The organism is Acinetobacter sp. HZNU-JH01, from assembly GCF_037996845.1.
GTDB lineage: Bacteria > Pseudomonadota > Gammaproteobacteria > Pseudomonadales > Moraxellaceae > Acinetobacter > Acinetobacter haemolyticus.
On record NZ_JBBMZX010000001.1, the window covers coordinates 2456805 to 2483107 of the forward strand.

General features: G+C 39.6%; 31 protein-coding genes. 16 read left to right on the plus strand and 15 right to left on the minus strand.

Going from position 1 to position 26303, the window contains the following annotated elements:
• Positions 1 to 96 precede the first annotated feature (96 nt).
• Both AAC851_RS11695 and AAC851_RS11700 read left to right on the plus strand, forming a co-directional pair.
• A complete protein-coding gene (locus AAC851_RS11695) occupies positions 97 to 450 on the plus strand; it encodes a hypothetical protein (RefSeq protein ID WP_100834041.1) in 354 nt (117 codons plus the stop codon).
• 102 nt (positions 451 to 552) lie between these two features.
• Positions 553 to 984 (plus strand): hypothetical protein, encoded by a 432-nt coding sequence (locus tag AAC851_RS11700; RefSeq protein ID WP_205680631.1) that lies wholly within the window; start codon positions 553 to 555, stop codon positions 982 to 984.
• 167 nt (positions 985 to 1151) lie between these two features.
• On the opposite strand, the gene AAC851_RS11705 is transcribed toward AAC851_RS11700, so the two are convergent.
• Both AAC851_RS11705 and AAC851_RS11710 read right to left on the minus strand, forming a co-directional pair.
• Positions 1152 to 1565, minus strand: coding sequence for a type II toxin-antitoxin system VapC family toxin (locus tag AAC851_RS11705; RefSeq protein ID WP_100834040.1), 414 nt, complete (start codon positions 1563 to 1565; stop codon positions 1152 to 1154).
• Entirely contained in the window at positions 1562 to 1831 is a 270-nt protein-coding gene (locus tag AAC851_RS11710; RefSeq protein ID WP_100834039.1) for an antitoxin, read from the minus strand. Before AAC851_RS11710 ends, AAC851_RS11705 begins: the two co-directional genes overlap by 4 nt.
• A gap of 184 nt (positions 1832 to 2015) precedes the next feature.
• Here AAC851_RS11710 and AAC851_RS11715 point away from each other — a divergent pair, with 184 nt between their 5' ends.
• The 5 genes from AAC851_RS11715 to AAC851_RS11735 all read left to right on the plus strand — a co-directional run bounded on the left by AAC851_RS11715 (position 2016) and on the right by AAC851_RS11735 (position 8670).
• Complete coding sequence (locus AAC851_RS11715; RefSeq protein WP_100834038.1) at positions 2016 to 2942, plus strand: SDR family oxidoreductase; 927 nt, start codon at positions 2016 to 2018, stop codon at positions 2940 to 2942.
• Positions 2943 to 2951: 9 nt separating this feature from the next.
• Entirely contained in the window at positions 2952 to 4565 is a 1614-nt protein-coding gene (locus AAC851_RS11720; RefSeq protein WP_100834037.1) for an acyl-CoA carboxylase subunit beta, read from the plus strand.
• A gap of 90 nt (positions 4566 to 4655) precedes the next feature.
• Positions 4656 to 5813: an acyl-CoA dehydrogenase family protein gene (locus tag AAC851_RS11725; RefSeq protein ID WP_160126887.1), complete on the plus strand. Its 1158-nt coding sequence runs from the start codon at positions 4656 to 4658 to the stop codon at positions 5811 to 5813.
• Between the two features lie 14 nt (positions 5814 to 5827).
• Positions 5828 to 6664 carry an enoyl-CoA hydratase/isomerase family protein gene (locus AAC851_RS11730; protein WP_075314769.1) on the plus strand — a complete coding sequence of 279 codons (837 nt, stop codon included), beginning with the start codon at positions 5828 to 5830 and terminating at the stop codon, positions 6662 to 6664.
• Between the two features lie 59 nt (positions 6665 to 6723).
• On the plus strand, positions 6724 to 8670 hold the full coding sequence (locus AAC851_RS11735) for an acetyl/propionyl/methylcrotonyl-CoA carboxylase subunit alpha (RefSeq protein ID WP_125501265.1): 1947 nt from the start codon (positions 6724 to 6726) through the stop codon (positions 8668 to 8670).
• 29 nt (positions 8671 to 8699) lie between these two features.
• Here AAC851_RS11735 and AAC851_RS11740 read toward each other — a convergent pair whose 3' ends face one another.
• The 12 genes from AAC851_RS11740 to rplM form a co-directional block, all read right to left on the minus strand.
• Positions 8700 to 9167 carry a hypothetical protein gene (locus AAC851_RS11740; RefSeq protein WP_005083417.1) on the minus strand — a complete coding sequence of 156 codons (468 nt, stop codon included), beginning with the start codon at positions 9165 to 9167 and terminating at the stop codon, positions 8700 to 8702.
• Between the two features lie 103 nt (positions 9168 to 9270).
• Entirely contained in the window at positions 9271 to 10191 is a 921-nt protein-coding gene (locus AAC851_RS11745; protein WP_125501267.1) for a lipase secretion chaperone, read from the minus strand.
• A 13-nt stretch (positions 10192 to 10204) separates the two neighbouring features.
• Positions 10205 to 11551: a sphingomyelin phosphodiesterase gene (locus tag AAC851_RS11750; protein ID WP_340600892.1), complete on the minus strand. Its 1347-nt coding sequence runs from the start codon at positions 11549 to 11551 to the stop codon at positions 10205 to 10207.
• Between the two features lie 357 nt (positions 11552 to 11908).
• Positions 11909 to 12328, minus strand: a complete 420-nt coding sequence (locus tag AAC851_RS11755) for a roadblock/LC7 domain-containing protein (RefSeq protein WP_340600893.1) — start codon at positions 12326 to 12328, stop codon at positions 11909 to 11911.
• Positions 12329 to 12351: 23 nt separating this feature from the next.
• Positions 12352 to 12894, minus strand: a complete 543-nt coding sequence (locus AAC851_RS11760) for a GTP-binding protein (protein WP_004640850.1) — start codon at positions 12892 to 12894, stop codon at positions 12352 to 12354.
• Between the two features lie 8 nt (positions 12895 to 12902).
• Positions 12903 to 13871 (minus strand): hypothetical protein, encoded by a 969-nt coding sequence (locus AAC851_RS11765; RefSeq protein ID WP_004640848.1) that lies wholly within the window; start codon positions 13869 to 13871, stop codon positions 12903 to 12905.
• Between the two features lie 153 nt (positions 13872 to 14024).
• Complete coding sequence (locus tag AAC851_RS11770) at positions 14025 to 14384, minus strand: hypothetical protein (RefSeq protein ID WP_005083406.1); 360 nt, start codon at positions 14382 to 14384, stop codon at positions 14025 to 14027.
• A 378-nt stretch (positions 14385 to 14762) separates the two neighbouring features.
• Positions 14763 to 15419: a hypothetical protein gene (locus AAC851_RS11775; protein ID WP_004640846.1), complete on the minus strand. Its 657-nt coding sequence runs from the start codon at positions 15417 to 15419 to the stop codon at positions 14763 to 14765.
• Between the two features lie 15 nt (positions 15420 to 15434).
• Positions 15435 to 15860, minus strand: coding sequence for a ClpXP protease specificity-enhancing factor (locus tag AAC851_RS11780; RefSeq protein WP_004640844.1), 426 nt, complete (start codon positions 15858 to 15860; stop codon positions 15435 to 15437).
• Positions 15861 to 15873: 13 nt separating this feature from the next.
• On the minus strand, positions 15874 to 16530 hold the full coding sequence (locus AAC851_RS11785; RefSeq protein WP_005083402.1) for a glutathione S-transferase N-terminal domain-containing protein: 657 nt from the start codon (positions 16528 to 16530) through the stop codon (positions 15874 to 15876).
• A gap of 131 nt (positions 16531 to 16661) precedes the next feature.
• Entirely contained in the window at positions 16662 to 17048 is a 387-nt protein-coding gene (gene rpsI, locus AAC851_RS11790) for a 30S ribosomal protein S9 (RefSeq protein WP_004640839.1), read from the minus strand.
• A gap of 12 nt (positions 17049 to 17060) precedes the next feature.
• Entirely contained in the window at positions 17061 to 17489 is a 429-nt protein-coding gene (rplM, locus tag AAC851_RS11795) for a 50S ribosomal protein L13 (protein WP_004640836.1), read from the minus strand.
• A gap of 264 nt (positions 17490 to 17753) precedes the next feature.
• On the opposite strand from rplM, the gene AAC851_RS11800 reads away from it, so the two are divergent.
• From AAC851_RS11800 to AAC851_RS11815, 4 genes are all read left to right on the plus strand, one after another.
• Positions 17754 to 18395, plus strand: a complete 642-nt coding sequence (locus tag AAC851_RS11800; RefSeq protein ID WP_125501275.1) for a hypothetical protein — start codon at positions 17754 to 17756, stop codon at positions 18393 to 18395.
• A gap of 86 nt (positions 18396 to 18481) precedes the next feature.
• On the plus strand, positions 18482 to 19447 hold the full coding sequence (gene pdxA, locus AAC851_RS11805; protein WP_100834028.1) for a 4-hydroxythreonine-4-phosphate dehydrogenase PdxA: 966 nt from the start codon (positions 18482 to 18484) through the stop codon (positions 19445 to 19447).
• Between the two features lie 35 nt (positions 19448 to 19482).
• Entirely contained in the window at positions 19483 to 20295 is an 813-nt protein-coding gene (gene rsmA / locus AAC851_RS11810; protein ID WP_100834027.1) for a 16S rRNA (adenine(1518)-N(6)/adenine(1519)-N(6))-dimethyltransferase RsmA, read from the plus strand.
• Positions 20295 to 21134, plus strand: coding sequence for a symmetrical bis(5'-nucleosyl)-tetraphosphatase (locus tag AAC851_RS11815; RefSeq protein WP_125501277.1), 840 nt, complete (start codon positions 20295 to 20297; stop codon positions 21132 to 21134). The genes rsmA and AAC851_RS11815 overlap by 1 nt, the downstream gene beginning before the upstream one ends.
• Here the strand turns inward: AAC851_RS11815 and AAC851_RS11820 are convergent.
• A complete protein-coding gene (locus AAC851_RS11820; RefSeq protein ID WP_125501279.1) occupies positions 21131 to 22105 on the minus strand; it encodes a hypothetical protein in 975 nt (324 codons plus the stop codon). The genes AAC851_RS11815 and AAC851_RS11820 overlap by 4 nt on opposite strands.
• 111 nt (positions 22106 to 22216) lie before the next feature.
• On the opposite strand from AAC851_RS11820, the gene AAC851_RS11825 reads away from it, so the two are divergent.
• From AAC851_RS11825 to rlmN, 5 genes are all read left to right on the plus strand, one after another.
• Entirely contained in the window at positions 22217 to 23533 is a 1317-nt protein-coding gene (locus tag AAC851_RS11825) for a glycosyltransferase family 4 protein (RefSeq protein ID WP_005083393.1), read from the plus strand.
• 23 nt (positions 23534 to 23556) lie between these two features.
• Positions 23557 to 24108 (plus strand): phosphatase PAP2 family protein, encoded by a 552-nt coding sequence (locus tag AAC851_RS11830; RefSeq protein WP_004640826.1) that lies wholly within the window; start codon positions 23557 to 23559, stop codon positions 24106 to 24108.
• Positions 24109 to 24192: 84 nt separating this feature from the next.
• On the plus strand, positions 24193 to 24393 hold the full coding sequence (gene iscX / locus AAC851_RS11835; RefSeq protein WP_004640824.1) for a Fe-S cluster assembly protein IscX: 201 nt from the start codon (positions 24193 to 24195) through the stop codon (positions 24391 to 24393).
• A gap of 109 nt (positions 24394 to 24502) precedes the next feature.
• Complete coding sequence (ndk, locus tag AAC851_RS11840; RefSeq protein WP_004640823.1) at positions 24503 to 24934, plus strand: nucleoside-diphosphate kinase; 432 nt, start codon at positions 24503 to 24505, stop codon at positions 24932 to 24934.
• Between the two features lie 120 nt (positions 24935 to 25054).
• Positions 25055 to 26290 (plus strand): 23S rRNA (adenine(2503)-C(2))-methyltransferase RlmN, encoded by a 1236-nt coding sequence (gene rlmN / locus AAC851_RS11845; RefSeq protein ID WP_005083389.1) that lies wholly within the window; start codon positions 25055 to 25057, stop codon positions 26288 to 26290.
• The last annotated feature ends 13 nt before the right edge of the window (positions 26291 to 26303 follow it).

A 26303-nucleotide genomic window follows, 5' to 3' on the forward strand; every position in this document is an offset into this window, starting at 1 on the left:
CTTTAATATTCCTCTTGTTTAAATTGGTATTATTAAATTTATTTTAGAGCACAATAGCCTAATCATTTTTTATTAATTCTTATGAGGAATTGAATAATGGACTATAACACTGCTTTAGAAGCTGTTGTTTCTCTATGTTATCGTGACAAATTGCGTTTAGCTCAACTGCTCATCCAACTGGCGAGAAAAGAAGAGGAAGAACAGTCCGTAAAATTTGAACCTAAACAAGAAAAACAATCCTCTTCAAAAGAAGAATCACTTGACCTCAATTATGTCAAAGAACGCCTTTTAAAAAGTAAACCAAGTAAATTAAGTTCGTTAGAGAACTTTATTGATGCGATGTTTCAATTTAAAGGAAGTATCTCTGAATCTAATCGTAATCAACTTATTAAAGATTTACAAAAGAAGAAATTCTTGCGTATAGAAAACAATAAGGTTACGTATTTATAAATCCATTTTAAATTCATATCATAATGCAGTCATTTTTTATTGCATTTAGGATATTTATTTAACATTTTTTATAACTTAGATTTTTATATTTTGAGGTTGAGTATGTCGAATAATACACATTTACGTTTACTTGAAAAATACAAAGGATATGCTAATACAGAAGATTCTCGTGCTGTTGGATTCATAAAAGAGCATCTTAGAAAATCAGCAGGTCATTGGGTTGATATTGAATATTGTGAATCCTATGATCAATCTGAAAATAAATTTCACTTTAAAATTGTTGAGGGTGGATTATATAAAAGAAAACTAAAACCCCAATATCCACCGAAATCCGACTTTACTTTGAATGGAAAATTTGATGAAGAAAGATATTATCTGGTTGTACGAGCGATTACATGGAAAACAGCACATTTAGATATAGAGCAACAGAAAAAAAGCAGAGTAAAACCAATCAACTTTGAAGTTGCAGGCGTTTGTTATGATAAAAATCGTAACAATCCAAATTTTTTAGAGAAGATGTACCACCTGAAATAAAAGCACTTGCTAAGAATTTATCGGATCGTACGCATCGATTATGGGACAAAGCGATGCGCTATCTGCTTGAGCATGAGTTTATTTATAAAATAAAATATATTCGTTTGAATTAGCGTATTAGATTGGTCGTAAAATCTTTGGTATAAAGGTTTTACGACTTTGAAGACTTATTCTTCCAATGCCCAATTTTGTAGTTTTAACTCAGTAATCCGTTGAAACTCCTTGGTATTATTAGTGACTAAAATACATTCTAATGCTAAAGCATGGCTTGCAATCCATAAATCATTATTACCAATAATTGTGCCTGCACGCTTTAGGCGAGTAGCATGTTTTGCATAGTGTTCACACATGATCGGTTGATTATTATAAACTACAGGAATAATTCTGATTAACTTGGCGAGTTGTTGTAATACTTTTTCCTGTCTCTGGCTGTCATAAGCACCTTTGAGTAATTCAGCATAACTGACAAATGACATGCACAATTCATCTGAGGCAGGTAGTTGATTGACTCGTTGTACAACGTTCAAAGGTTTATTTTTAAGATAATAAATCAGAATATTGGTATCAAGCATATATTTCATAATGCTTCACGTTCCTGAATGATATTATCCTCTAAACGATTTTTTTCAAGAATTTCAACAAAATCATCATCAAAACCCTGCAATATTTGCAGTAGTGTTTCACCACGATTTTCCTGATTTTCTGGTAAAGGGTGGATGACTAAATCACCATTTTCAGCTTTAGAAATTGTAACCTGTCTAGTGTTTAAACGTAATTCTTGCGGAATACGAATAGCTTGGCTATTACCATTCATAAACACTCGGGAATTAAAGGCTGTATTTGACATCTTTGTTCCTTTTTGTGTGTACATTGATGTATGTACATTAAAGCATGTTTTTTAACTCGGGGCAATCTGTTCATAAAAGAGATCATTCTTAAGATAGCAAGATAAATTCTGTACTTTACAAACCAAGCACTTGCTTGGTAGTGTATAGGCATTCAAAAATAATAGATGAATGGATTTTATCAAAATGGGTTATCAATCAATTTTCAGAGCAGATGCATTTGACGACAAAGTGATTATCGTCACAGGTGGCGGCTCAGGTATTGGACGCTGTACAGCACATGAGCTGGCATCTCTGGGTGCTCAAGTTGTGATTACAGGTCGAAAAATTGAAAAGTTAGAAAAAACTGCAGCAGAAATTACCGAAGATGGTGGAAAAGTCCATTTTATCGTTTGTGATAACCGTGATGAAGAACAAGTCAAAAGTATGGTTGCTGAAGTCATTGAAAAATTTGGCAAGCTCGATGGTTTAGTGAATAACGCAGGTGGGCAATTTCCTTCGGCATTGGAAAATATTTCTGCTAATGGCTTTGATGCTGTGGTTCGCAATAATTTGCATTCTACATTCTATTTAATGCGTGAAGCTTATAACCAATGGATGGCTAAACATGGGGGCAGCATCGTCAACATGACTGCAGATATGTGGGGCGGTATGCCAGGTATGGGGCATTCAGGTGCAGCACGCTCGGGTGTGGATAACCTCACCAAAACGGCTTCGGTGGAATGGGGGAAATCGGGTGTACGCGTCAATGCAGTTGCGCCAGGATGGATTATTTCATCAGGTATGGACAACTATAGTGGTGACTTTGCCAAAGTGATCATTCCAAGTTTGGCAGGTAATGTTCCGTTAAAACGTATGGGTACAGAATCTGAAATTTCTTCAGCAATTTGTTATTTGCTTTCTGATGCTGCGGCTTTTGTTTCAGGTGTGACTTTACGTATTGATGGTGCTGCATCTCAGGGAACACGCATGTATCCATTGGCAGATGCAACCAATAGCCAGTCTTTTAATGGTTTCCACCGTGCTTTTATTCCAGAAATTTTTAAAGATGAGGCTGGAAAAGCAGAGCAACGCTCTGCCCAGCCGCAAGACGACAAGCTAGGCTTGGAGTGAGGAAAAACAATGACCATTCTCCAATCTGAAATTGCTGTCGGTAGTGAGCTTTACGAGCAAAACCGTGAAGCTTTGTTGAATCAAATTGCGGAAGTACGTGCAGTACAGCAAAAGAGTATTGATAAATCTTATGCGGCTAAACCAAAGTTTGATAAGAAAGGCAAAATCTTGCCGCACGAACGTGTGCGCTTACTATTGGATGCGGATTCACCTTTTGTCGAGTTATGTGGTCTAGTTGGCTACAACATGCATGATGATAAAGATGGCTCAGAAGCAGGTGGTGGGATTATTGCGGGTTTGGGTTTTGTTAGTGGTGTACGCTGCCTAGTCTCTGCTAGCAATAGTGCGATCAAAGGTGGAACTATGTCACCGATGGGTGTACAGAAAACCTTACGCTTACAGAAAATCGCACTTGAACAAAAACTACCGATTGTTACTTTAACGGAAAGTGGTGGGGCGAATCTTAATTATGCTGCTGAAGTATTTACCTATGGCGGTATGACCTTTGCCAATCAAGCACGGATGTCTGCGGCAGGGATTCCACAAATTTCGGTGGTACATGGTAATGCTACAGCAGGTGGAGCATATCAGCCTGGTCTGTCTGACTATGTGATCGCGGTGCGTAAACAAACCGAAATGTTACTGGCTGGTCCGCCATTGTTATTGGCTGCGACTGGTGAGGTGGCAACGGCTGAAGAGTTGGGCGGTGCTGAAATGCATACCCAAGTTTCAGGTGTAGCAGAATATTTGGCGGAAAATGATGCAGATGGGATTCGACTTGCTCGTGAGATTTTAGAGCATTTGAATTGGAAGGAACAAACCACTAGTCTAAATCAAAACTACAAAGAACCGCGTTTCGCGCCTGAAGAGTTGCTTGGCATTATTCCCAAAGATCCAAAGCAACCTTTTGATATGAAAGAGGTTGTAGCTCGTATTATTGATGATTCAGATTTTCTTGAGTTTAAACAGGAATACGATGCTTTAACCGTATGTGGTTGGGCGAAAATAGGTGGTGTACATATTGGCATTATTACCAACAATGGACCTATCACACCACAAGGTGCGGTCAAAGCAGCACAATTTATTCATCTGTGTGAGCAAACCAAACGACCACTTTTATTCTTGCATAACACCACAGGTTTTATGGTGGGAACAGATGCTGAACAGAACGGTATCATTAAGCATGGTTCGAAATTAATCCAAGCAGTTGCGAATGCGACTGTACCGAAAATCTCGATTATTGTGGCTGGTTCCTACGGTGCAGGCAACTATGCGATGTGTGGGCGTAGTCTCTCTCCAAGTTTTATCTTTGCATGGCCAAATTCACATGTTGCGGTAATGGGGGCAGCACAAGCAGGGAAGGTGTTGCGTATCGTCGCAGAAGGTAAACAGAAAGCTTCTGGAATGGAACCGAATCCACAAATGTTGGATTTCCTAGAGCAAAGCACTGCGATGAAATTAGAACAGCAATCGACTGCTTTGTTTAATACAGCAATGTTGCATGACGATGGCATTATCGATCCAAGAGATACGCGTAAAGTCCTGATCTTCTTGCTACAAACCATTTATGAAGCACAACAACGTGAACTTAATCCAACACGTTTTGGTGTATCGAGATTTTAAAAATCCCTCCCGACCTCCCTTCAAAAAAGGGAGGAGTTCTCCTCTTTATTAAAGAGGGGTTAGGGGAGATTAAATTTAAGGAAAAAAATAATGAAATTTACCGCAGAGCATGAAGCATTACGTCGTACGGCACGTCAGTTTGTAGAAAACGAACTCAATCCATTCATTCCAGAGTGGGAGGCAGCAGGACGTTTTCCGATCCATGATGTGTTTAAGAAAATGGCAGATTTAGGTTTGCTAGGTATTTGTAAGCCAGAAGAAAATGGCGGTCTGGGTTTAGATTATTCCTATAACCTTGTGGTCGCTGAAGAATTAGGGCGTGCTGCATGTGGTGGTGTGCCACTGGCGATCGGCGTCCAAACCGATATGGCGACACCTGCACTTGCTCGTTTTGGTAGCAAAGAATTAAGAGAAGAATTTTTGAATCCTGCGATTCGCGGTGAATATGTGGCATCAATTGCAGTATCAGAAGTGCATGCAGGTTCAGACGTGGCAGCAATCAAAACCACTGCGAAAAAAGTGGGTGATGATTATGTGATTAACGGCAGCAAAATGTGGATCACCAATTCATTGCAAGCTGATTTCTTCTGTTTACTTGCCAATACTTCAGATGACAAACCGCATGTCAATAAATCCATGATTATTGTGCCTGCGAAGACTGCGGGTATCAGTTTTTCAGAGCCGCTGAATAAATTAGGTATGCGTTCAACCACAACTGCTCAGGTCTATTTTGATAATGTTCGTGTACCACAGCGTAATTTGGTTGGTGCTGAAGGCATGGGCTTCATGATGCAAATGATGCAGTTCCAAGAAGAACGTATGTGGGCATGTGCCAATGCAGTAGGCGGTTTAGAAAAAGTCATTCAACAAACGATTGATTACGCTAAAGAACGTACTACTTTTGGTCAGCCCTTGATTAATAACCAATATGTACATTTCCGCTTCGCCGAGTTAATGACTGAAGTTGAAGCATTAAAGGCGCTGACTTATCAAGCCTGTGAACAGCATATTGCTGGGGAAAATGTCACGATGTTAGCTTCAATGGCAAAACTCAAATCAGGGCGTCTCACTCGTGAAGTCGCTGATACCTGTCTGCAATATTGGGGCGGCAATGGCTTTATGTGGGATAACCCTGCTTCTCAACTTTATCGTGATGGTCGCCTTGGTTCAATTGGTGGTGGAGCCGATGAAATTATGCTTGGAATTATTTGTAAGTTGATGGACATTTTGCCGAAGAAACAGAAATAAGGCAGGGGAAGATCATGACGCTTTCAACTTCTCTTACTGATCTACAAGTGGATGAAAGTATCCAACTTGAACAACAAGGCAGTATTTTAACGATGTGGCTTAATCGACCTGAAAGTCGCAATGCCATGAGTCTCAATATGGTCAATGCGATTCAACAGGTCTTTAATCAAATTGCAGATGATGTATCGATTCGTGCTGTGATTTTACGTGGCAAAGGCGGACATTTCTGTGCAGGCGGTGACATTAAAGATATGGCAGCACTCCGTGTAGAGGCGGCGAATGTGGGTAGCTTACAGCCTTATGTTGATTTTAACCGTCGTTTCGGTGCCATGATTGAACAAGTTGATCAAGCGCCACAAACCGTGGTTGTGATATTAGAAGGTGCGGTATTAGGTGGAGGTTTTGGCTTGGCCTGTGTTTCTGATGTCGCGATTAGTCGTGACAATGCTCAGTTTGGCTTACCTGAAACAGGCTTAGGTGTTTTGCCAGCGCAAATTGCACCTTTTGTAGTGAAACGCATTGGACTAACTCAAGCGCGTCGTTTGGCATTGTTAGGTTCTCGTTTCAATGGTGAGACTGCACAGAAGTTAGGTGTAGTACATGATGTAGTGCATGATGAAAATGAACTTGAGCAGTTACTAAGCGATACAGTTCAACAAATCAAACGTGCTGCACCATTGGCCTCTCGCAATACTAAAGCTTTATTACATCGGACTTTGAATGAACCTTTAAATTCTCTACTTGATGATGCTGCACAGCAATTTGCACAAGCTGTCGGTGGAGTAGAAGGTCAAGAAGGTACGATGGCATTTATTCAAAAACGTTTACCAACTTGGACTGATGAACAGTGAAATGCAAAGCATTGCTTTGCCACTGTGCAAGGCGAAAAGCTATGCTTTGAGAGGATAATATGAAATTTTCAAAAGTTTTAGTCGCAAATCGTGGTGAAATCGCAGTTCGTGTGATGCAAACTGCGAAAGCGATGGGCTATCAGACCGTTGCTGTATATTCAGATGCTGATGCCAATGCGCGCCATGTTCAAGTGGCTGATGAAGCGGTGTATATTGGGGCATCCAAAGTTTCAGAGTCTTATTTGTCGATCACCAGTATTATCGAAGCCTGCAAAAAGACAGGTGCCGATGCTGTTCATCCAGGTTATGGATTTTTATCTGAAAATACCGATTTCGCCCAAGCGTGTAGTGATCATGGCATCACTTTTATTGGTCCAAATGCCGCTGCGATTCATTTGATGGGTAGTAAGCGCTTGTCAAAAATTGCCATGATTGAGGCGGGTGTACCTTGTGTACCGGGTTATGAAGGTGATCGACAAGATATCGAATATTTAGCTGAACAAGCAGAAAAAATTGGTTTCCCCTTGATGGTGAAGGCATCTGCTGGTGGTGGTGGGCGTGGTATGCGTTTGGTTCACCAGTCTGCTGATTTACTCGAAGCTTTAAAAACAGCGCGTTCAGAAGCCGAAAATGCATTTGGTTCAGGTGAGCTGATTATTGAAAAAGCAGTGATCGCACCTCGTCATGTGGAAATTCAAGTGTTTGGTGATACGCATGGCAATTATGTTTATCTATTTGAACGAGATTGTTCAATTCAGCGCCGTCATCAGAAAGTAGTCGAAGAAGCACCTTGCCCAGTGATGACACCTGAATTACGTCAGCAAATGGGCGAGGCTGCGGTTGCTGCTGCCAAAGCTTGTGACTATATCGGTGCAGGTACGGTTGAATTCTTACTTGATCAATCAGGCGAGTTTTATTTCCTTGAAATGAATACCCGTTTACAGGTTGAACATCCTGTAACTGAAATGATCACGGGACTCGATTTAGTTGAATGGCAGCTACGTGTCGCAAATGGTGAAACTTTACCTTTACAGCAGCATGAGCTCATCTTAAATGGACATGCAATTGAGGTGCGTTTATATGCAGAAGATCCACGTCAGGATTTCTTACCTCAAACTGGAAAAGTGCTCAGTTGGCAACCTGTAAGCTTACCGAATGTTCGGATTGATCATGGTATGTTAGAACAGGGTGAAATTAGCCCGTTTTATGATCCAATGGTGGCGAAGGTGATTGCTTATGGTAAAACTCGTCAGGATGCGATTCGTCTATTAGCGCGTGCAGTAGATGATTGTGTGCTACTGGGTGTGAACAGCAATAAACAGTTTTTGGTGAATTTATTACGCCATCCGATTGTCGTGGCAGGTAATACCAATACCGCATTTATTCAACAACATTTTCAAGAGGATGTCAGCCTTCATCAGCAAGGGCCAAGTTTGGAAAATCTTGCGGTTGCTGCAGCATTGTTCACCCAACTGAACCAAGCGAAAGTTGCATGGCAAACAGGTATTTCTGTGCCTTTCCCATTAAAAGTGAAATGTGCTGATCAACATTTATTACTTCATGTCCAAACAGATCATGATCAACTCATCGCTACGCTGTGTGATCAGCAAGTTAAAATTAAGATTTTAGCGATTCAAGATACCCAGATCATTTATGAGGTTGATGCTGTACGCCGTAAATTGAATTATGTGCTTGACCAAAACCACCTTTATTTGGATACAGCCAATGGCAATCTCATAATAGAGAATAGCACTTACGCGGAACCAGAAGCGGTTGAGGTCATTGGTGATGGGAAGATTCGAGCACCAATGGATGGCGCGATTGTGAATCTACTGGTCAATGCTGGAGATACTGTTAGCAAAGGACAAACTTTATTGATTTTGGAAGCGATGAAAATCCAGCAACAGATTAAATCTGATGTGGATGGTGTCGTTGATGAGCTGATTGGTCAAGTCGGTCAACAAGTGAAAAAACGACAATTGTTATTAAATGTCACAGTTGCATAAAACGTATGAATTAAAAAGCTAGGCTAGACCTAGCTTTTTAATAATTTCTCTACAGCATTGAGTGAACTTTCCGAATTTCCCATTAATTCTTGTGTTGCAAACTCTGCCAAAGCTTGTTCATGTGCCAATAAATATTGCAGAAATGTTTGAGTTTGAGCATCGGCATGTTGATTCATTCGCTCGAAGGTTTCCATAAAAGGTTTGGTACCTTGTTTAAGCAAATGCATCGCAACTTTCCACGGAAGCTTTGCCATCGCAATCCCTGATGCTTTGGCTTGTAATTTGATATGTGCTCGTATCTTTGCGGTATGACCATTTTCAATTAGAAAATTTTGTAACTTATGTAAAGTTTGAGTTTCTAATTGAGCCAAGACATTCCATTTATATTGTTGTTCAGTCGAGCGGGTATGCTTTGCTGCATTCAGAAAAATTATTTCACCTAAGATTTCAGATTCAAGTGCAGTATTTAAGTCCTGTTGCAGTTTTGGGTAATTCATTCCATTGATTTCCAAAAATAAAGAAGCGTTCTTTTACAGCAGTATAGGTGAAAAAATTAGATGCTGAAATAGTCGCCATCTGTTTATCAGATGGCATTATTTTTTAAGGAAACAGATTCGATCGTAAGCTTTCTAGACGTTGTTGATACTGCTTTTGCCACTCAGTTTCGGAAAGCTGAGACTTAAGCGGTTGCATTTCTTGTTGCAGTTGTTTGAGTGCTTGTTGGTATTGATCCACTTTTTGTTGCTGCTGTTGTTCACGTTGTTGCTTAAATTGCAGGTCCAATTGCTCTTGTTGTGTGAGATAGCGTTGTTGTAACTCTTGTTTTAGACGTTGTGTTTCAGCAGTGGGCTGTTTCTCATCAAGTAGTTGAACCGCTTGCTCATAACGACCAAAACTACTTTCTTGTTCCATCAGTCGAGGGTATTTTTGTTGAAGCGTTTCTAATGCAGCCAATCGTTGTTCAGGATTCAATTGCGTATTCTGTTTAAGTTCTGCATAAGCAAAACGATAATCTGCATATTCACGTTCTTGTCCAAAACCTAAAGCCGCTTCATCTTTGCCTAGTGTCTGTTCTCTAAGTTTCCAAATTGCATCAAAGCGTTCTTTTGGTGATAGCGTTGTTGAAAGTACGGTGCTTTGCATTTGCTGTTCATATTGCGGCATACGCTTCAATAAATTCTGCACAGTTTGAGCAAATTTTTGATCAGGATAATTTGCCAGAGCTTTGGCTAAGGCAGCATCACAGCTTTCTAGTTGGCAATTAGCTTTAAACGCATTGATAAATTGGGTGATATTTCCAGGTTGATGCTGCAAGGATTTTAATTGCGTGGACAAAGACTCTTGTAAAATTTGATCTGCATTTTTATGTTGCATGTACTTATCTTGAGTTGAATTGGGTTTTGTTGATTCGGTCCGTGCTGCTTGTTCAATTGCAGCGGAAGAGGCGGTGCTCTTCCAAACTGCAATTCCGACCAAGACCAGTAAAACAAGAAATATTGTCAGTAGTAGTCTCTTATTCATTCGGCTTTCCGCTTTATGGGTTGTAATTAAAGTGTCCCATCACAGGGAAATGATCGGAAAGATCCCATGTCATAAACAATGGATCAGCAGCCGAACGTAGAATGCGAACATCGTTGCGAGATTGGGTCGGTTGACGGTGATTATTTGATGAAACAACATAATCTAGATATTCAACGGTGGTTCCCCCAGAGCCAGCTGCACCAGCAAGTTTATTGATACGTGGATCAAAAGTAGAGGCCGTATAGCCTGTGCTAACAGGTGCAGTCGCATTGAGGTTTGTCAGCATGTCTTGGTAATCTTGTGGCCATAACAGCTTATTTACATTGAAATCGCCACCCATCAATACTGCATCGAAGCTTGGGATATTTTGCTGATTAATCAATTGTCGAATTTGTTGGAATTGAACCTGACGTAACGCACGAGCTTCATTGGTATCAAATGATGCCGTGTGGGTTGAAGTCACATGGTAGGCTTTACCATTTTTGATGATTTCTGCATAAATCACGCCTTTATCCGCGAAGCAGTCCGTTCCAGTGCAGTCTGGATAAATCATTTCAGCTGTTTTAACAATAGGGTAACGACTTAATACCAATACGCCACTATCGAATAAGTTATAGCCAGATCCAATCGGAACATGTGTTTGATATGGATATTGCTGTGCGAGTTGATTGAGCATGCCGGTTCGTGAAGATGAAAATGCTTCCTGCATGAGAATGACATCGTAACCATTTAGATGTTGGGGTAACTCAGCTAAACGCTCGCTAATTTTGCTGGCGACCATAGGTAGGGCGTAAATATTATAGGACAAAACCTTAATTTCATTGGCATTGTTCGAGACAGGTTCAGGTATCGTATTTTGATGAATGGTGTAATGAAAATCATCATAGCCCCCTGTATATTCTGCTTTCACAGCAGTCTGAGCGGCTAAACCAGCATATACAGTATTGATGCGATATATATTACGATCCGTATACCAAGGTGAGGTTGTCGATGCGGTTTGCATACCATGTTTAATGGTGCTGCCATACCATGTTCCCGTCATGGATTGCTTAAAGGTCACTTGAGAGCTGCCACTGGAAACTACGGTATCAAAATTATAGGTTTGACCAGATTTAAGACCTGAATATCGATTCATGCGAAGTACGCGTTTGGTTTCATAAGGCGCTATCTGTGTTGCCTCTTGTGCCCATTGATTTCCATGTTGCAGAATTTGAGTGCCTGTATGGTTGACTTGTACAGATACCGTTTCAGGAGTGGTATTCGTAATAAAAACATAAGAATCTGCCAATGTATTTTGCATGGCAAATGTCCCCATCAGTAGTGCTGTACCGACACTGAATTTAATAGTGCTTAGCCCCATTAGATCTTTCTCCTTGTTGATCGTGTATTGCATAGATGATTAATAAGTTTCATCAGGCAATAGTGTTGATTTTCATTTTTGAACATTTATGTTGTTATTTGTTCGAAAATTATCATAATTAAAAATTATTGCTAAATCATGTAATTTTTATACCGTTCATCCGATTTAAATGAAGTAATTTATATAAATGATTCTCAAGTAGACATTCAGAAATATTGTACGGAGAGGAGTGATAGGTGTTTACAGTGTAGATTCGAATATGAAAATCTAAATTTATAAATAACTAAATTCGGGGCTAAAAAAAAATCTGACAGGAGGATTTTTCCTGACAGATTAAATGAAATTGATGAGGACGGATTAAGTTTGATCTGCTGCACTAATCGCTGCACTGGCTTGCTTTAAGCTGTATAACAGTTGTCCGAGAAGGACATCTTTATTGCTTAGTGTCACTAGCACCATTGGATGATGTGGTGCTGGGATGGCTGTTAGAATCGCTTTGCCATTTTCAGCATCTAAGGTAATACTCTGGCATCCTGTAAGTTGAATTTCATTGAGAAAAGCGCTGACCATTGCCAAAATAGAACTACTCACCGCAGCCAGTTTACTATTGTTATAAGGATTTTTTTTATAAATAGATGCCAACTCAAAACCGTCGGTAGAACAAATCATAATATAATCAATCCCACGAATATTAACGAGAATATCATTGGCTTGCGATTTTGCGAACTGAATCAGCTCTTTGGGTGCAGTGCGTTGTTGACTTGGGATACTGAACATAATTTTTCTCTTTATTAAAGTCGTTAATGGGTTGCTTTTAAATTTACTTCTAAAGTTGCAATCAGTGATTCAATCATCAGTAGAATATGTTCTTGTTTGCGGGCATCAATAAAAAAAAGTGGATATTGGTAGTTATTCTGCGTCAACCATTCTCGATACATCGTCGTGGATTGTCCTTTATTTTCGTCAACATGAGTAATACCAATCGAAATATTCTGTGTATAGTCTTTGAATGTGTCTAGATAGCCTTCAAGCTCTTCGATAGGCACTTTACTGTTATGATCAACTAACAGAATTACTCCTAGCGCCCCTTGACAGATGACGGGCCAAATAAAATCAAAACGCGTCTGTCCTGGCGTGCCATATAAACCTATCTTAACACCGTCATCTAGCGTGATTTCGCCGTAATCAATTCCTACAGTTGTTTCGGCTTTGCTGTGCGCTTGAGTGTCCGTATTAAATGCTTCCGTTGCTAGCACAGGAACTTCAGAAAGAGATCGTATTGCTTCAGTTTTACCTGCGCCCATGCTTCCTGCAAAAACAATTTTATATTGTTGTAGAATCATATTATTCCTTAAAGCCCAAAGCGGCGTCTAATTTTCCCAAAAAACTTATTCAAAAAACCTTGTTGTTCAGTAGGTTGTTCTACTGTATTTGATTTTAAGTAATGACCGTCAGTAGCTGAAATAATGCTGCCATTATTTGAGGCAATACAGGCGGCAATATATTGCTGCACTGTTTGAATTGGTATGTTTAAGTGGCTTGCAACGTGATTCAATTGAGCGCCTTGGATAAAACAAGCAGACAGCAAAAGAATGATTTTTCGATCAGTGCTTTGCATCGGCTGAGGCCAATAATCAATTTTGTAATATTCTTCTGCAACAGGTGCTAGTGTTTGAAACTCATGCGAGTACCATATCAAGTTCCATAGCCAGTCTTGTAAATTGTATTCAACTTTACGAGAAACTTTGGTGAAATCAAATGTTGTCGCAAATCCATAATTAAAACTGTGATTGGTATGTGTATGTATACGTGTGGGTTCTAGCCAAGCAACTTGGCTGCGTGTATCGATAATTGCCAATGTGCCGTGATCGTCAAAAAGATGTAGACGTGCATTTTCAGGATCTAACATATCCGTTAGAAACTTTGCATCTACGGCATTGTGCGTTGAAACTGTTTCTGTTTTAGGTTGCTGTGATTGTTGATGTGATAGATAGCTTAAAAGACGGAGTTGAATCCAGTTTTTCAATGCATCAGTTTGTTGAAAAGGTAGGTATAGAGTATTATTTTCTTCGATGTTACAGCTACCTTGTCCTTTTGAAACTTTTAAACAAGGAAGTTTCTTCTCTTTTAAAATACGCTGAATACCTTCGGTATCAAAAAAATTTTCATTTATTAATAATAAGTCTATATTTGGATCTGCAATATTAATCCAGTTAATTCCAAAATCATTGGGTATGGTTTTTCTAAGCTCTATTTTTAATTCATCTGAAACTTTTAAACTTATACCTGAAATTGCGATATTAATGCAATGCCCATTCATAGTATCACTTTAATAATGTTAAAATATTGGACTGCATGAAAATGGTCTTTATATAATATATAAAGACTAATACTAGACCTCTTATATTATTTTATTGTTTTAAATAAAAATAGATATAAGAAGTCTAATATACTAAATTTTTAGTTTTGCAAATTAAGCAAAATCTAATTCTTTTTCAAAAGTCTTGAGTTCGTGACGAGCCATTGCTAGGTTTGATTTTGTACGGTCAAGTACAACATAGAGGAAAAGGTTACCATTGCTTTCTAATGGTCGAATTAAGTGATATGCCTTACCAAGCGTGATTAAGATATCTTCGATATCATCGTTTAATTTCAGTGAGTTAGCAACACGGCGTTTTGCTCGTACAACTTCGGTATTACCCGCTGCTGCAAGCTCTAAATCAATTGCCCCACCACCTTGTGTTGCAAGGGCTAAGCCACTTTCCGTGTCTACTAATGCTGCTGCAACGAAACCATCAATGTTTGATAAGCTTTCTAGTGAAATTTTAGCCATGATATTATCTCTACTAATACATTATTGTTTATAAGTTTATATAACTTACTTTTGTTTTAATTGGTTTTCAAAAGTAGTTAATTTCATTATAGGAAAGTATTTTATTAAATCAATCATGCGATAGAATAATGGAAATATAAAGGATGTTAATAATTGACAATTTTTGTCATGATTGGAAATTAAAATATTAAATGAAGATGGTATTTTGATTTTATTGTGATTTTTGTCACGCTATTAGCTGGGTTTTTAATGAGATTGTGATTGTAAATAAATGTAAAATATTCTATTAACTTGCTTAAATATAATATTTATCTAAACTTTATTATTCCTAAGTATGTGATAAAGAAAGAAATCAATCTTTCTTTATCATGCGTCTATTTAAGCAACGAGCTGTGTATATGAGCAATACAAGATGCCTAAAATAAATAAAGCAACGAAAGGTGCTGTAATAGAAGACCATGTTGGCGTTACTGGTGGCTCAATATCAACGGTTTCTTGGTGGTCTACATTGGGTTGAGCCTGGTGTACCATTTTGTTGAATTCTTGCATGGTTGCTTCAAGTGAAACATCTTCTTGTTCAATTGGTTTTGAGCCAAGCAGTTCCGTTAATTGATTGGTTGACCAAACCCAGTCTTCTGCTTGACCAGATAAGTGCTCTACTTGGCCTAAAAGTAACTCAGTAAGACCAGTTTGGCCAAAGCTTCCTGTTTCATCTAACTGTTTTAGCTCAGCAAGTTGTAAGGATAAAACCTCAGCAAGGCTCATTTCTAATTCAGTTGCGCTGAGCGTTGATTGGTTATGCGCGGAAGTGGTTAGGTGGCGTGTAATTTCTTGGATATACAGTGGATCAGAGGTTTGAACCTCTTGATAATGCTTCTGAGGATTTTGTTTCCAGAGACTAATCAAGCGACCCAGTGCGAGAGCATTGATCTCACTGATATACAGCAGTTTTTCTTGTTGAGAATATTGACTGAATAGTTGCGGTTTTTGAATTTTAATTTGTTCAGCAAAATATTGAACTAAGTCAAAGGCCATTATATATATCCTCAATTAATCTAAAATTCTAAGCGAAGGTTTTTTCTTAGTTGTTTCAGCTTTTTGTTGTGATTCTTCGTTTGCAGTGCTGATTGTGTCTTCAATATCAGCATACTCAGAAGGATCGAAAAATAAACCTTGGCCGTTTTCTTTTGCATAAATACCGAGTACAGCTCGGATAGGCACGTAAATTTCTTTGGCAACACCGCCAAATCGTGCAGAAAAAGTAATTGCTTCATTGCTGATATGCAATTGATGGACGGCATGAGGTGCAAGATTTAAAACAATTTGACCATCTTTAACAAATTGTAGTGGAACATCAGTATGCGGTTGAGTTGCATCAACCAATAGATATGGCGTGAGTTGGTTATCGCAAATCCATTCATAAATGGCACGAGCAAGATAGGGGCGTGTAGGGGTAAACGTTATTTGCTCAGACATAATTAAAAACTTATTAAATCGTAGAAATCAATTTATTGTAGCTGTTTTTTTCTTGAGCTGTCATTGATTTAATGAAAGATGGGCGGCTAAAGATACGATGACAATACAAGAAAATTGGTCGACAGTGTTGTTGAGGTAAATCTATTCCCATACTTTTGAGTCTTAGGAAGATCGGTGCAAGCATACAGTCCAAGATGGAAAATGTTTCAGACATAAAAAAGGGATAGTGTTGAAATAATGGTGTAAGTGAAATTAAGGTATTCCTCAATTCCTTTTGTGCTTGTTGTTTTTGAGCTAAATCGAGGGTATCCGCATGTCTGAGCATATGATCAACGAGCTTAAACCAGTCTTGTTCAAAACGCCAAATATATTGGCGCTGTTCTGCTCTGGCCATCGGGGCATCAGCATAAAGCTTATTTTGACGATAGCGATCATCTAAATATTCAGCAATCACAGGTGCAGAGAAGAGTTTGAGGTTCTGCTCTATTAGCATTGGGAGTTGATTGTACGGGTTAAGATCGGCCAAATCTTCATCTTCATGATCAGTAAGAATCAGATGATATTTGATCTGCTTTTCGGCGAGTAATAAACGAATCCAGTGAGAACGGAAATCATCTGCGTGACTATAAAGGGTGATGCCCTGAACTGGTGTATTTTCAACCGATGACATATGACAAAGCTAGAGATATAAACGCTTTAGCATACTAAAAAAACGTAGAAAAAGCATCCATGAGATTCGACCCAAGTGATAAATAAAAAACCTCGGAATAATCCGAGGTTTTGGTCCAATTCGTAAAACGATTAACGTTTAGAGAATTGAGGACGCTTACGAGCTTTACGTAAACCAAGTTTCTTACGTTCAACTTCACGAGCATCACGAGTAACGAAACCAGCTTGACGAAGAGCAGGTTTTAAAGTTTCGTCTGCAGCGATCAACGCACGAGTAATACCGTGACGAATTGCGCCAGCTTGACCACCGATACCACCACCTTTAACAGTGATGTAAAGGTCAAACTTTTCAGTAACTTCTAAAAGTTCTAAAGGCTGACGTACAACCATACGAGCAGTTTCACGACCGAAATATTGCTCTAAAGTACGATTGTTGATTACGAGTTTGCCTGTACCAGCTGATAAGAAAACACGTGCAGTTGCGGTCTTACGGCGACCTGTACCATAATTAGTAGCCATGTGCTGTATCCCTTAGATGTCCAAAACTTGTGGCTGTTGAGCAGTATGAGGATGCTCGCTACCAGCGTACACTTTCATTTTTTTGATCATTGCATAACCAAGAGGACCTTTTGGCAACATACCTTTAACAGCTTTTTCTAAAACAGCTTCAGGTTTGTGAGCAATTAACTTCTCGAAGTTAGTCTCACGGATACCACCAGGGAAACCAGTATGGCGATAATACTTTTTATCAAGTGCTTTGTTACCAGTCACTTGAATGTTCTCAGCATTGATAACAACGATGTAGTCACCAGTGTCAACGTGAGGAGTATAAGAAGTTTTGTGCTTACCGCGTAAACGACGAGCGATTTCAGTCGCGAGGCGACCTAAAGTTTTGCCAGAAGCATCAACAACATACCAGTCATGTTGAACTTCAGCTGGCTTAGCGCTGAGAGTTTTCATTAAACCACTACCTATTATAGTTGGTTTGGACGGTGAAATCTGTCCAAACAAAAGGAGACCGAATTCTACATTAATTTATAAAACGGCACAACAAAAAATCATGCGAGAAGCATTATTTTGCTGCAAAGTGACTGATTTGGTCAACAACAAGACCATAATTTGAGCTTGTGCTGTTTCGCTTGTGATAGGGGAGAGTTTGACTTATTATTTTTATTAATTATTTGAAATAAATAGAAGTATTTACATGTTCTTTTGGGGATCTGGATGAGATTGTCGTTTTCTACAAAAATTGTTGTAGTGACTTTATTAATAGGTGTTTGTTCTACACAGACAAATGCACGACGACTTTATAAATGGGTGGACCAAAGCAGTGTGACCAACTATTCAGAGTTTCAACCTAGGGAAGGGACGACTAAAAAATTAGAAGTATTAGAAAGTCGAGGGAGTGATTATGTTGATCCAATAATGGCTGTCACGGCCGAGATGAAAGCAATCGAAATACCTGTAGACCTGATTACACCACAAGACCAAGTAACAACGCGTCCATCGACCACTCTTCCGCAATCGCAACAAACCTCGACTCAAACAGTAGTGAAGCAGGGAATGTTGGCTCCAACATATACTCAGCCTAATACCACAGTTGCTGTAATTCCTATGACTGAGAAAAAAGAGATTCAAGTTGCACAAACAATAGCTGTGATTGAGAAAAAAGAAATTACGATCAATCCTACTCTCGATAAAGTAAATAATGCAGGGGGAATTGCAGAGAAGAAGGCGGATTTGGCAGTAAGTGTACCCGCTGAAAGAAAACCACAGGCTACCATTAATCCTTGGACACGTGCGCCAAGCTTTGTCCCGTCAAATTTAGTGCCTCAGAATCTCACTAAAACGACAACCAGCCCTTAATTTGAATATAAATAAAGGCTGAAAAACTACAGCTGATTTTAGATTTTCGCTACACTAAGAAAAGTATCAAATGATCGGCGAAAAATATGCTTCCTTTATATGTCACTTCTGGTGAACCTGCAGGAATAGGACCTGATATCTGTTTGGGCTTGGCCGAACGAGTAGATGAGCGTCCTATTGTCATTTTAGCTGATTTGCAGATGTTACAGCAGCGCGCTGATCAATTAGACCTTGTTGTTGAGCTTATTCCATACCAAGGTCAATCAACATCTAGTCGAAAAGGACAGCTATTCGTTGAACATGTCCCACTGATAGAGACTGTAATTGAAGGACGATTAAATCCAATAAACTCAGGTTATGTCTTAGAGCAATTACGACGTTCAGCTGATTATGCGATGTCAGGTCGAAGTGTTGGTGTGGCAACAGCACCTGTGCAAAAATCCATTATTAATGAAGCAGGTATCGCCTTTAGTGGGCATACTGAATATTACCAAGAGTTCGCAGGTGTTGACCGTGTCGTTATGATGTTGGCGACTAAAAGTTTGCGTGTCGCCTTGGTAACGACTCATTTGCCGTTACGTGATGTGCCAGATGCAATTACCCAAGAGCGTTTGTATCAAGTGATTGACATCTTAATTCAGGACTTAAATCAAAAGTTCAAAATCGCGTATCCCAAAATTTTAGTCTGCGGTTTAAATCCACATGCAGGTGAGGATGGTTATCTTGGACGAGAAGAAATTGAGGTGATCAATCCTGTGTTGGAAGCGTATCGCGCACAGGGTGTGAAGATGAGTCTAAGTTTGCCTGCAGACACCTTGTTTACACCCGAAAACTTGAAAGATGTAGATGCAGTTTTAGCGATGTATCACGATCAGGGCTTACCTGTGCTAAAATCTCAAGGCTTTGGTGAAGCTGTAAATATTACATTAGGCTTGCCATTTATTCGAACCTCTGTCGATCATGGTACAGCACTTTCTCTTGCAGGCACTGGACAGGCTAAAGCTTCAAGCTTACATGTTGCAGTAGATTTAGCACTAGATTTGGCTCGTTAGTGACTCACGAGTAAATTATTCACGTTGGAATTATTATGTATCAAATTAATGCCCTAAACCCTAAAGATGAAGGGCATCAGGCTCGAAAACGTTTTGGTCAGAACTTTTTACATGATCAGCGTGTGATTGCCAAAATTGTACGCTCAGTGAATCCGCGTGCGGGCGAAAATATTGTGGAAATTGGTCCAGGATTGGCTGCGTTGACATCTCCGCTGATTGGTGAGTGCGATGCTCTGACTGTGGTTGAGCTGGATCGGGATTTGGCGGCAGGTTTACCTGGGCGGGTACCACATCCTGAACGTTTGACGATTATTGAAGCTGATGCTTTAAAGTATGATTTCACCCAACTGTTTCAAGATGGTCGCCCATTGAGAGTCGTGGGTAACTTGCCATACAACATTTCAACGCCATTATTATTCCATCTCTTAGAGTTTGGTGACAAAGTCAAAGACATGCATTTCATGTTGCAAAAAGAAGTGGTTGATCGCATTACGGCAGTACCTAATACCAAAGAGTATGGTCGTTTATCGGTAATGATTCAGTATTATTGTAAACCAACATTTTTATTTGAAGTGCCACCAGGATCATTTAATCCGCCGCCAAAAGTGACGTCAGCAGTTTTCCGTTTAGAGCCGTATGAAACTAAGCCAATTGTAGCGAAAGATGAGAAAGCGTTGGCTCGTCTTGTGAGCCATGTGTTTACACAACGTCGAAAAACTTTGCGTAACAGTTTAAAAGGCATGCTGGCTGATAATGGTTTTGAAAAAGCAGGTGTTGATCCGATGGCGCGCCCAGAAACTTTAAGCTTGGCTGACTTTGTTGCCCTGTCTGACCAGATGGTGTCTTAATGTCAAAACGCTATAACTATGTGATTGGTGATGTGCAGGGGTGTTTTGCTGCACTCAAAGCCTTACTCAAAGAAATTCGTTTTGATCCTGACCAAGATTTTATCTGGTTTACGGGAGACTTGGTTGCACGTGGTGAAGATTCGGTTGGTGCTCTACGCTTTATAAAAAAACTGGCGGATCGTGGGGCTGCTGCAACGATTTTAGGAAATCACGATCTATCATTAATTGCTTCTGCACGTGGTTTCAAAAAAATCAAAGCCAAAGATCGAGTTCAGGATGTGATTGATGCGATTGATGGAGATGAACTAATCGATTGGTTGCGTAAACAACCGTTATGTTTATTTCCAAATGCTGAAACGATGTTGACGCACGCGGGAGTACCTTGTATTTGGTCAGCAGAAAAAACTGCTGAACTTGCACAAGAGGTACAAGCTGCAGTTGGTCATGAAGATTTGATGGTCTTAGATGCATTCTTAGCTGAAATGTTTGGTGCTCAACCTGATTTTTGGTCTGATGATTTGACGGGTATGGCTCGTTTGCGTTGCATTACCAACTATCTAACTCGTATGCGTTTAACGACCGCAGAAGGTCAGTTAGAGTTTGAGTTTAAAGAGGGCTTGGATGCACCAATGCCTGAAGGTTACAAGCCGTGGTTTGATTATGAAAGTCAAGCTGCTAAGACACATCACCTCGTCTTTGGTCATTGGGCCGCTTTGCATGCAAAACGCATCAGTGATGATATTCAAAGTGTTGATGGTGGATGTGTTTGGGGGCATCAGTTGGTGGCTTTTCGCCTGGAAGATCAGCAACTTTTTGCTGTGGATAATCCGTTGGCTTAAAGAAAAATCCGATTATTGATTGAAAGAATTTTAAGCAGTAATGGTGGCCTTTTAAAAATTTTTCGTTGATATAGTATTTGTGATTGAATAGATGCGTTTTGTTTAAATTGCCGATATTTTAAAAAATCAATTTTATTGGCAAGCATCAGTTCTAATTTTGTAAAACCCGGACACGTTGTGGAAATATGATATTGGTTTTGCTGCCAAGATGTAATGATTAACTGATATTGCCATCTATGATTTTCATGACGGTTAGCTTCGATCTTTTGAATTGAAAAAAATTCTTGTGCAAAACAAGAGGGTATATCTTTGAGAATCAGTTTTTTTCGAGTGCGTAATGGATCCAAAAAATCAGAAGATAAATGTTGAAGATTATTTTGTTCAGGCAAGCCAATCAATTGTACGATGCGTTTAGAGTTGGGTAAAAAGCAAACTTCAACTTTTTGTCCAATCCATGAGATATTTGCATAAAATTTTGTATAGTTTGAATCAGCAACGAAAATATTTTGAAATAATAGGTTTAAATGCACATATTGATCTGTAATGATTTTATTTGATCCATCTAGTTGTAAAGTTATGGTGTGTAGCTGCGGTTTAAAAAATGCTCTGGATGCAATTTGAAGATCAATAACGGTTGCTGTAGTTTTTATATAGTGCAATGCTTGTAAATCTTGCACCAAATTTTGATCAATAAAGTGTTTTTCAAAAATAAAAGGCAGGCGATAATCTCTAAATTTTTGATGGGAGAGTGGAGAGGTAGTCGCAGCAATCCAACCGACAATAAAATATCCCCAATGAAATTGATAGGGTTGGCCATTGATCAAGTCCAAGAAAAAAAGAAAGGCTATAAAGAAAAGGCTAAGAATCATGAAAAAAACAAGATGTGATAAAACAGCCTTACCTTTATATATCGTTATAAAACGAAGGTGGTCGGCCAATTCTGAACGTGATTGGGCTTTAAGTGTTTGCATGATTTTAAAATTTTTTTATTTTATATGAATGTGGTGAATCATATCATTCGATTCATAAAACTGTCATCTATTGATCATTAAAGTGTCAAAAAATATTTTTATGCTTAAAGCATGAAAATAACGACACAAATGGATGGCGATATGCAAAGTACATACGCGACATCTCTATTAAAGCAAGAACAGTTTCCTGAAAGTTTGAAATTTTACTTTAAAAGGAAACATTTCAAAGATCAACAAGATCAATTGTCTGAACTTCAAGACCTTGTTCGCCCTCGTTTGAGAATTGCAATTGTGACCGAAACATGGCCACCAGAAATTAATGGTGTTGCGATGTCGATGATGCAATTATGTCAGGGCTTACAGCGCCTCGGTCATAAGATTTTACTGGTTCGCCCTGTACAGAAAAATGTCTGTACTGAGTTTCATCCAGATCAGGAATGCTTGGTGTTTTCACAACCTGTGCCGAAGTATCCAAGCGTCCAATTGGGTTGGCCACAATATCTCAAAGTGTCTAAAGCATTTGAAAAATTTGCGCCAGATGTGGTGCATATCGTGACGGAAGGGCCTTTGGGTTTAACTGCATTACAAGCCGCAAAATCTAAAAAAATTGCTGTATCAAGTGGTTTTCACTCCGCTTTTCATGATTTTAGTCGATTTTTTGATTTGGCATTTTTAGTCAAACCTATTCAACGTTATCTCACTTGGTTTCATAACAGTACCGATGTGACGTGTGTACCTAGCCAATATACAGAGCAGGCGCTGCGTGGTTTTGGTGTGACTTGTCCGTTAGTTGTTGTTGGACGTGGAGTGGATACAGCAAAGTTTTCACCCAAACATCGTTCGCAACAGTTGCGCCAGCGATGGGGTGTAGATGCTGATACGCGAGTCTTGTTATATGTCGGGCGTCTCTCACCTGAAAAAGAAGTGGATGTTCTAATTAAGAGTTTCCATGCACTACGGACTCAACAAGGTACTAATTTTAAATTTGTCATTGTTGGTGATGGTCCAGATCGCGCTCGCTTAGGGAAATTAGCTCAGTCCAATGATGTGATCTTTATGGGAAGTCTAAGTGGTCGTGAGTTATCAGAAGCTTATGCCAGTGCCGATGTTTTTACCTTTGCTAGCCAAGCCGATACCTTCGGGAATGTTGTGCTTGAAGCAATTGCGAGTGGACTGCCTGTGGTCGCTTATGACTATGTCGCTGCTCATCAACATATCAAACATGATGTTACAGGATGGTTGAGCCCACTGGGACATACCACTGATTTGATCCAATCGATTTGTCATTTACCTGCGCTCCCACAGCTTAGACAAATGGGGTTGCTTGCCAGTGAAAGCGTGCAAGAAACCAGTTGGCAGTTTCCTGTACAACAATTAGAACAAGCACTTTATCAAGTTGCCAAGGAGTCTCCGATGACTTCTAGCTAACGATTCTCATATAGGAGAAGATTATGAAATTTGAAAATGCAAAAATAAAAATACTTGATCTTGATTTAAAAGGGTGTTTATACCTAAATCATCTCTCACATTCACAGCGTGTTGCCTTGTTTTTTAAAACGATCAGTCGTTTAGGTGATGGGCCATTTTGGTACGTTATGTTGCTATCTGTATGGGCAACACAAGGTCTGGCATACGGCTTACAGATTCTGTATTTAATTCTCGCTGGTTCTGTTGGAACCTTGATTTATAAGTTTTTAAAACATAAAACCACACGACCAAGACCTTATCAGGTTCATCAGGTCATTGTACTCGGTGAGCGGCCATTGGACCATTTTAGCTTCCCATCGGGACATACTTTACATGCGGTGATGGTCACGATTGTATTGGGTTATATCCAGCCTGTACTGTTGATTTTGATGCTCCCATTTACGATCTTGATTGCCTTGTCGCGGATGGTACTGGGTTTACACTATCCAAGTGATGTGATTGTCGGCGCAATCATTGGTGCCTCAGTTGCAAGCGCGGTCATTTTACTAGCACCGAGCTTGAATATTATTTTGTAGTGAATCTAGGGAATAGGGCTATCGTTCAAATCGAATGATTTGTTAAAGTACGGGATAATCCTATTTTTTTATTCAGGTTGTCATATGGGCTTACGTTGGACAGATACGATCGATATCGCAATTGAATTGGTTGAGGCACATCCTGATGTCGATCCGCAATGGATTCGTTTTACTGATTTACATGCGTGGGTATGTGCATTGCCAGACTTTAATGATGATCCAAACAAATCAACTGAAGGCTTATTAGAAGCGATTCAAATGGCGTGGTTGGACGAAGTTCGTTAGAAATTCATCTGAAATCGTGGAACTTTTACAGATTCCAGCTGATTATTGGCGATGACATCGGTATAATGCGGCAAATTTTTTAATGTTTAGACCATAATGGGAGCCAATCATGGCGATTGAACGTACTTTATCTATTGTTAAACCAGATGCAGTTTCTAAAAACCACATCGGCGATATCTTTGCTCGTTTTGAAAAAGCGGGTTTAAAAATCGTTGCAACTAAAATGAAACACCTTTCTCAATCAGATGCTGAGGGTTTCTATGCTGAGCACAAAGAACGTGGTTTCTTTGGTGATTTAGTTGCTTTCATGACTTCTGGTCCAGTTGTTGTTTCAGTTCTTGAAGGTGAAAATGCAGTTCTTGCTCACCGTGAAATCTTAGGTGCGACAAACCCTAAAGAAGCTGCACCTGGTACGATCCGTGCTGATTTTGCTGTAAGCATCGATGAAAATGCTGCTCACGGTTCTGACTCAGTTGCTTCTGCTGAGCGTGAAATCGCTTACTTCTTTGCTGATAACGAGATCTGCCCACGCACTCGTTAATCCAAAGTATTCAAGCCAGATAAGTGGTATACTACTTATCTGGTTTTTTATTTTTTATAAATTGTGTTGTGTAAAGAATACACAGCATATTTAGCGCTGATATTGTTTAGGTAAATGTTCATGAGTTCTGCAGTGGTCGTTTCATCCGAAAATTTAGATGAAAAACAACAGTCTGTTTCTATGCCTGTGGTTCATGCTGCTGACAATAAAGTCAATTTACTGGGCATGTCACGTGCAGAATTAGAAAAGTTCTTCGAAGACTTGGGCGAAAAAAAGTTTCGCGCTGGTCAGGTGATGAAATGGATTCATCAATATTTTGTTACTGATTTTGCTGAGATGACCAATATCTCAGGTAAGTTACGTGAAAAATTAGAAAAAATTTGTGAAATCAAAGCACCTGAAGTGGTACATCGCAATTACTCAAAAGATGGTACCCGTAAGTGGGTGTTCCGTGTTGGCGATGGCGAAGGTTCTTTGGTTGAAACCGTCTTGATTCCTGCCGAAGATAAAACGGGCGCACGTAAAACCTTATGTATCTCGTCACAAGTTGGTTGTGCACTGGATTGTTCGTTCTGTTCAACAGGCAAACAAGGTTTTCAGCGTGATTTGACACCAGCGGAAATTATTGGTCAGCTTTGGATGGCAAACTATTCCTATATGGAAGAGGTGCCTGTTGCTGAGCGCGAACGCACGGTGACCAATGTTGTGATGATGGGGATGGGTGAACCATTACTCAATTATGATGCGGTATTGAGTTCAATGCAGTTGATGTTGGATGACTTTGCTTATGGCATGTCAAAACGTCGTGTAACCTTATCCACCTCTGGTGTAGTGCCAAAGATTGACCAATTGGCGCAAGATATTGATGTGGCATTGGCAATTTCATTACATGCACCGAATGATGAGCTGCGTAATGAATTGGTACCGATTAATAAAAAATATCCATTACAACAATTGATCGCTGCATGTCAGCGTTATTTAGCAAAAGATGGCAATGAAAGTGCGCGCCGTCATGTCACCATTGAATATGTGATGTTAGATGGGGTCAATGACCAGCCAGAGCATGCGCAACAGCTACTTAAATTGTTAAAAAATTTACCAAGTAAAATCAATCTGATTCCATTTAACCCTTTTCCGCATGCGCCATATGGTCGTTCAAGCAGAAATCGTATTATTGCATTCCAAAAAACTTTGTCTGATGCAGGATTTGTGTGTACGATTCGTCAGACACGTGGTGATGATATTGATGCGGCGTGTGGTCAATTGGTAGGGCAAGTTGCTGACCGGACTCGTCGTGCTGAACAATGGAAAAAGAAAGTGGCGCAGCGACAAGAAATTTTGCGCACACAAGGATAAAACTTGGGGACAA

Coding starts and splice junctions, on each gene's coding strand:
- AAC851_RS11745 (WP_125501267.1), bottom strand. CDS start 10,191: ATGAATAAGAGACTACTACTGACAATATTTCTTGTTTTACTGGTCTTG.
- AAC851_RS11730 (WP_075314769.1), top strand. CDS start 5,828: ATGACGCTTTCAACTTCTCTTACTGATCTACAAGTGGATGAAAGTATC.
- ndk (WP_004640823.1), top strand. CDS start 24,503: ATGGCGATTGAACGTACTTTATCTATTGTTAAACCAGATGCAGTTTCT.
- AAC851_RS11785 (WP_005083402.1), bottom strand. CDS start 16,530: ATGTCATCGGTTGAAAATACACCAGTTCAGGGCATCACCCTTTATAGT.
- AAC851_RS11710 (WP_100834039.1), bottom strand. CDS start 1,831: ATGTCAAATACAGCCTTTAATTCCCGAGTGTTTATGAATGGTAATAGC.
- AAC851_RS11780 (WP_004640844.1), bottom strand. CDS start 15,860: ATGTCTGAGCAAATAACGTTTACCCCTACACGCCCCTATCTTGCTCGT.
- AAC851_RS11765 (WP_004640848.1), bottom strand. CDS start 13,871: ATGAATGGGCATTGCATTAATATCGCAATTTCAGGTATAAGTTTAAAA.
- AAC851_RS11750 (WP_340600892.1), bottom strand. CDS start 11,551: ATGGGGCTAAGCACTATTAAATTCAGTGTCGGTACAGCACTACTGATG.
- AAC851_RS11820 (WP_125501279.1), bottom strand. CDS start 22,105: ATGCAAACACTTAAAGCCCAATCACGTTCAGAATTGGCCGACCACCTT.
- iscX (WP_004640824.1), top strand. CDS start 24,193: ATGGGCTTACGTTGGACAGATACGATCGATATCGCAATTGAATTGGTT.
- AAC851_RS11760 (WP_004640850.1), bottom strand. CDS start 12,894: ATGATTCTACAACAATATAAAATTGTTTTTGCAGGAAGCATGGGCGCA.
- AAC851_RS11695 (WP_100834041.1), top strand. CDS start 97: ATGGACTATAACACTGCTTTAGAAGCTGTTGTTTCTCTATGTTATCGT.
- AAC851_RS11775 (WP_004640846.1), bottom strand. CDS start 15,419: ATGGCCTTTGACTTAGTTCAATATTTTGCTGAACAAATTAAAATTCAA.
- AAC851_RS11720 (WP_100834037.1), top strand. CDS start 2,952: ATGACCATTCTCCAATCTGAAATTGCTGTCGGTAGTGAGCTTTACGAG.
- AAC851_RS11770 (WP_005083406.1), bottom strand. CDS start 14,384: ATGGCTAAAATTTCACTAGAAAGCTTATCAAACATTGATGGTTTCGTT.
- AAC851_RS11705 (WP_100834040.1), bottom strand. CDS start 1,565: ATGAAATATATGCTTGATACCAATATTCTGATTTATTATCTTAAAAAT.
- AAC851_RS11700 (WP_205680631.1), top strand. CDS start 553: ATGTCGAATAATACACATTTACGTTTACTTGAAAAATACAAAGGATAT.
- AAC851_RS11825 (WP_005083393.1), top strand. CDS start 22,217: ATGAAAATAACGACACAAATGGATGGCGATATGCAAAGTACATACGCG.
- rpsI (WP_004640839.1), bottom strand. CDS start 17,048: ATGGCTACTAATTATGGTACAGGTCGCCGTAAGACCGCAACTGCACGT.
- AAC851_RS11815 (WP_125501277.1), top strand. CDS start 20,295: ATGTCAAAACGCTATAACTATGTGATTGGTGATGTGCAGGGGTGTTTT.
- AAC851_RS11740 (WP_005083417.1), bottom strand. CDS start 9,167: ATGAATTACCCAAAACTGCAACAGGACTTAAATACTGCACTTGAATCT.
- AAC851_RS11735 (WP_125501265.1), top strand. CDS start 6,724: ATGAAATTTTCAAAAGTTTTAGTCGCAAATCGTGGTGAAATCGCAGTT.
- pdxA (WP_100834028.1), top strand. CDS start 18,482: ATGCTTCCTTTATATGTCACTTCTGGTGAACCTGCAGGAATAGGACCT.
- rlmN (WP_005083389.1), top strand. CDS start 25,055: ATGAGTTCTGCAGTGGTCGTTTCATCCGAAAATTTAGATGAAAAACAA.
- AAC851_RS11755 (WP_340600893.1), bottom strand. CDS start 12,328: ATGTTCAGTATCCCAAGTCAACAACGCACTGCACCCAAAGAGCTGATT.
- rplM (WP_004640836.1), bottom strand. CDS start 17,489: ATGAAAACTCTCAGCGCTAAGCCAGCTGAAGTTCAACATGACTGGTAT.
- rsmA (WP_100834027.1), top strand. CDS start 19,483: ATGTATCAAATTAATGCCCTAAACCCTAAAGATGAAGGGCATCAGGCT.
- AAC851_RS11715 (WP_100834038.1), top strand. CDS start 2,016: ATGGGTTATCAATCAATTTTCAGAGCAGATGCATTTGACGACAAAGTG.
- AAC851_RS11800 (WP_125501275.1), top strand. CDS start 17,754: ATGAGATTGTCGTTTTCTACAAAAATTGTTGTAGTGACTTTATTAATA.
- AAC851_RS11725 (WP_160126887.1), top strand. CDS start 4,656: ATGAAATTTACCGCAGAGCATGAAGCATTACGTCGTACGGCACGTCAG.
- AAC851_RS11830 (WP_004640826.1), top strand. CDS start 23,557: ATGAAATTTGAAAATGCAAAAATAAAAATACTTGATCTTGATTTAAAA.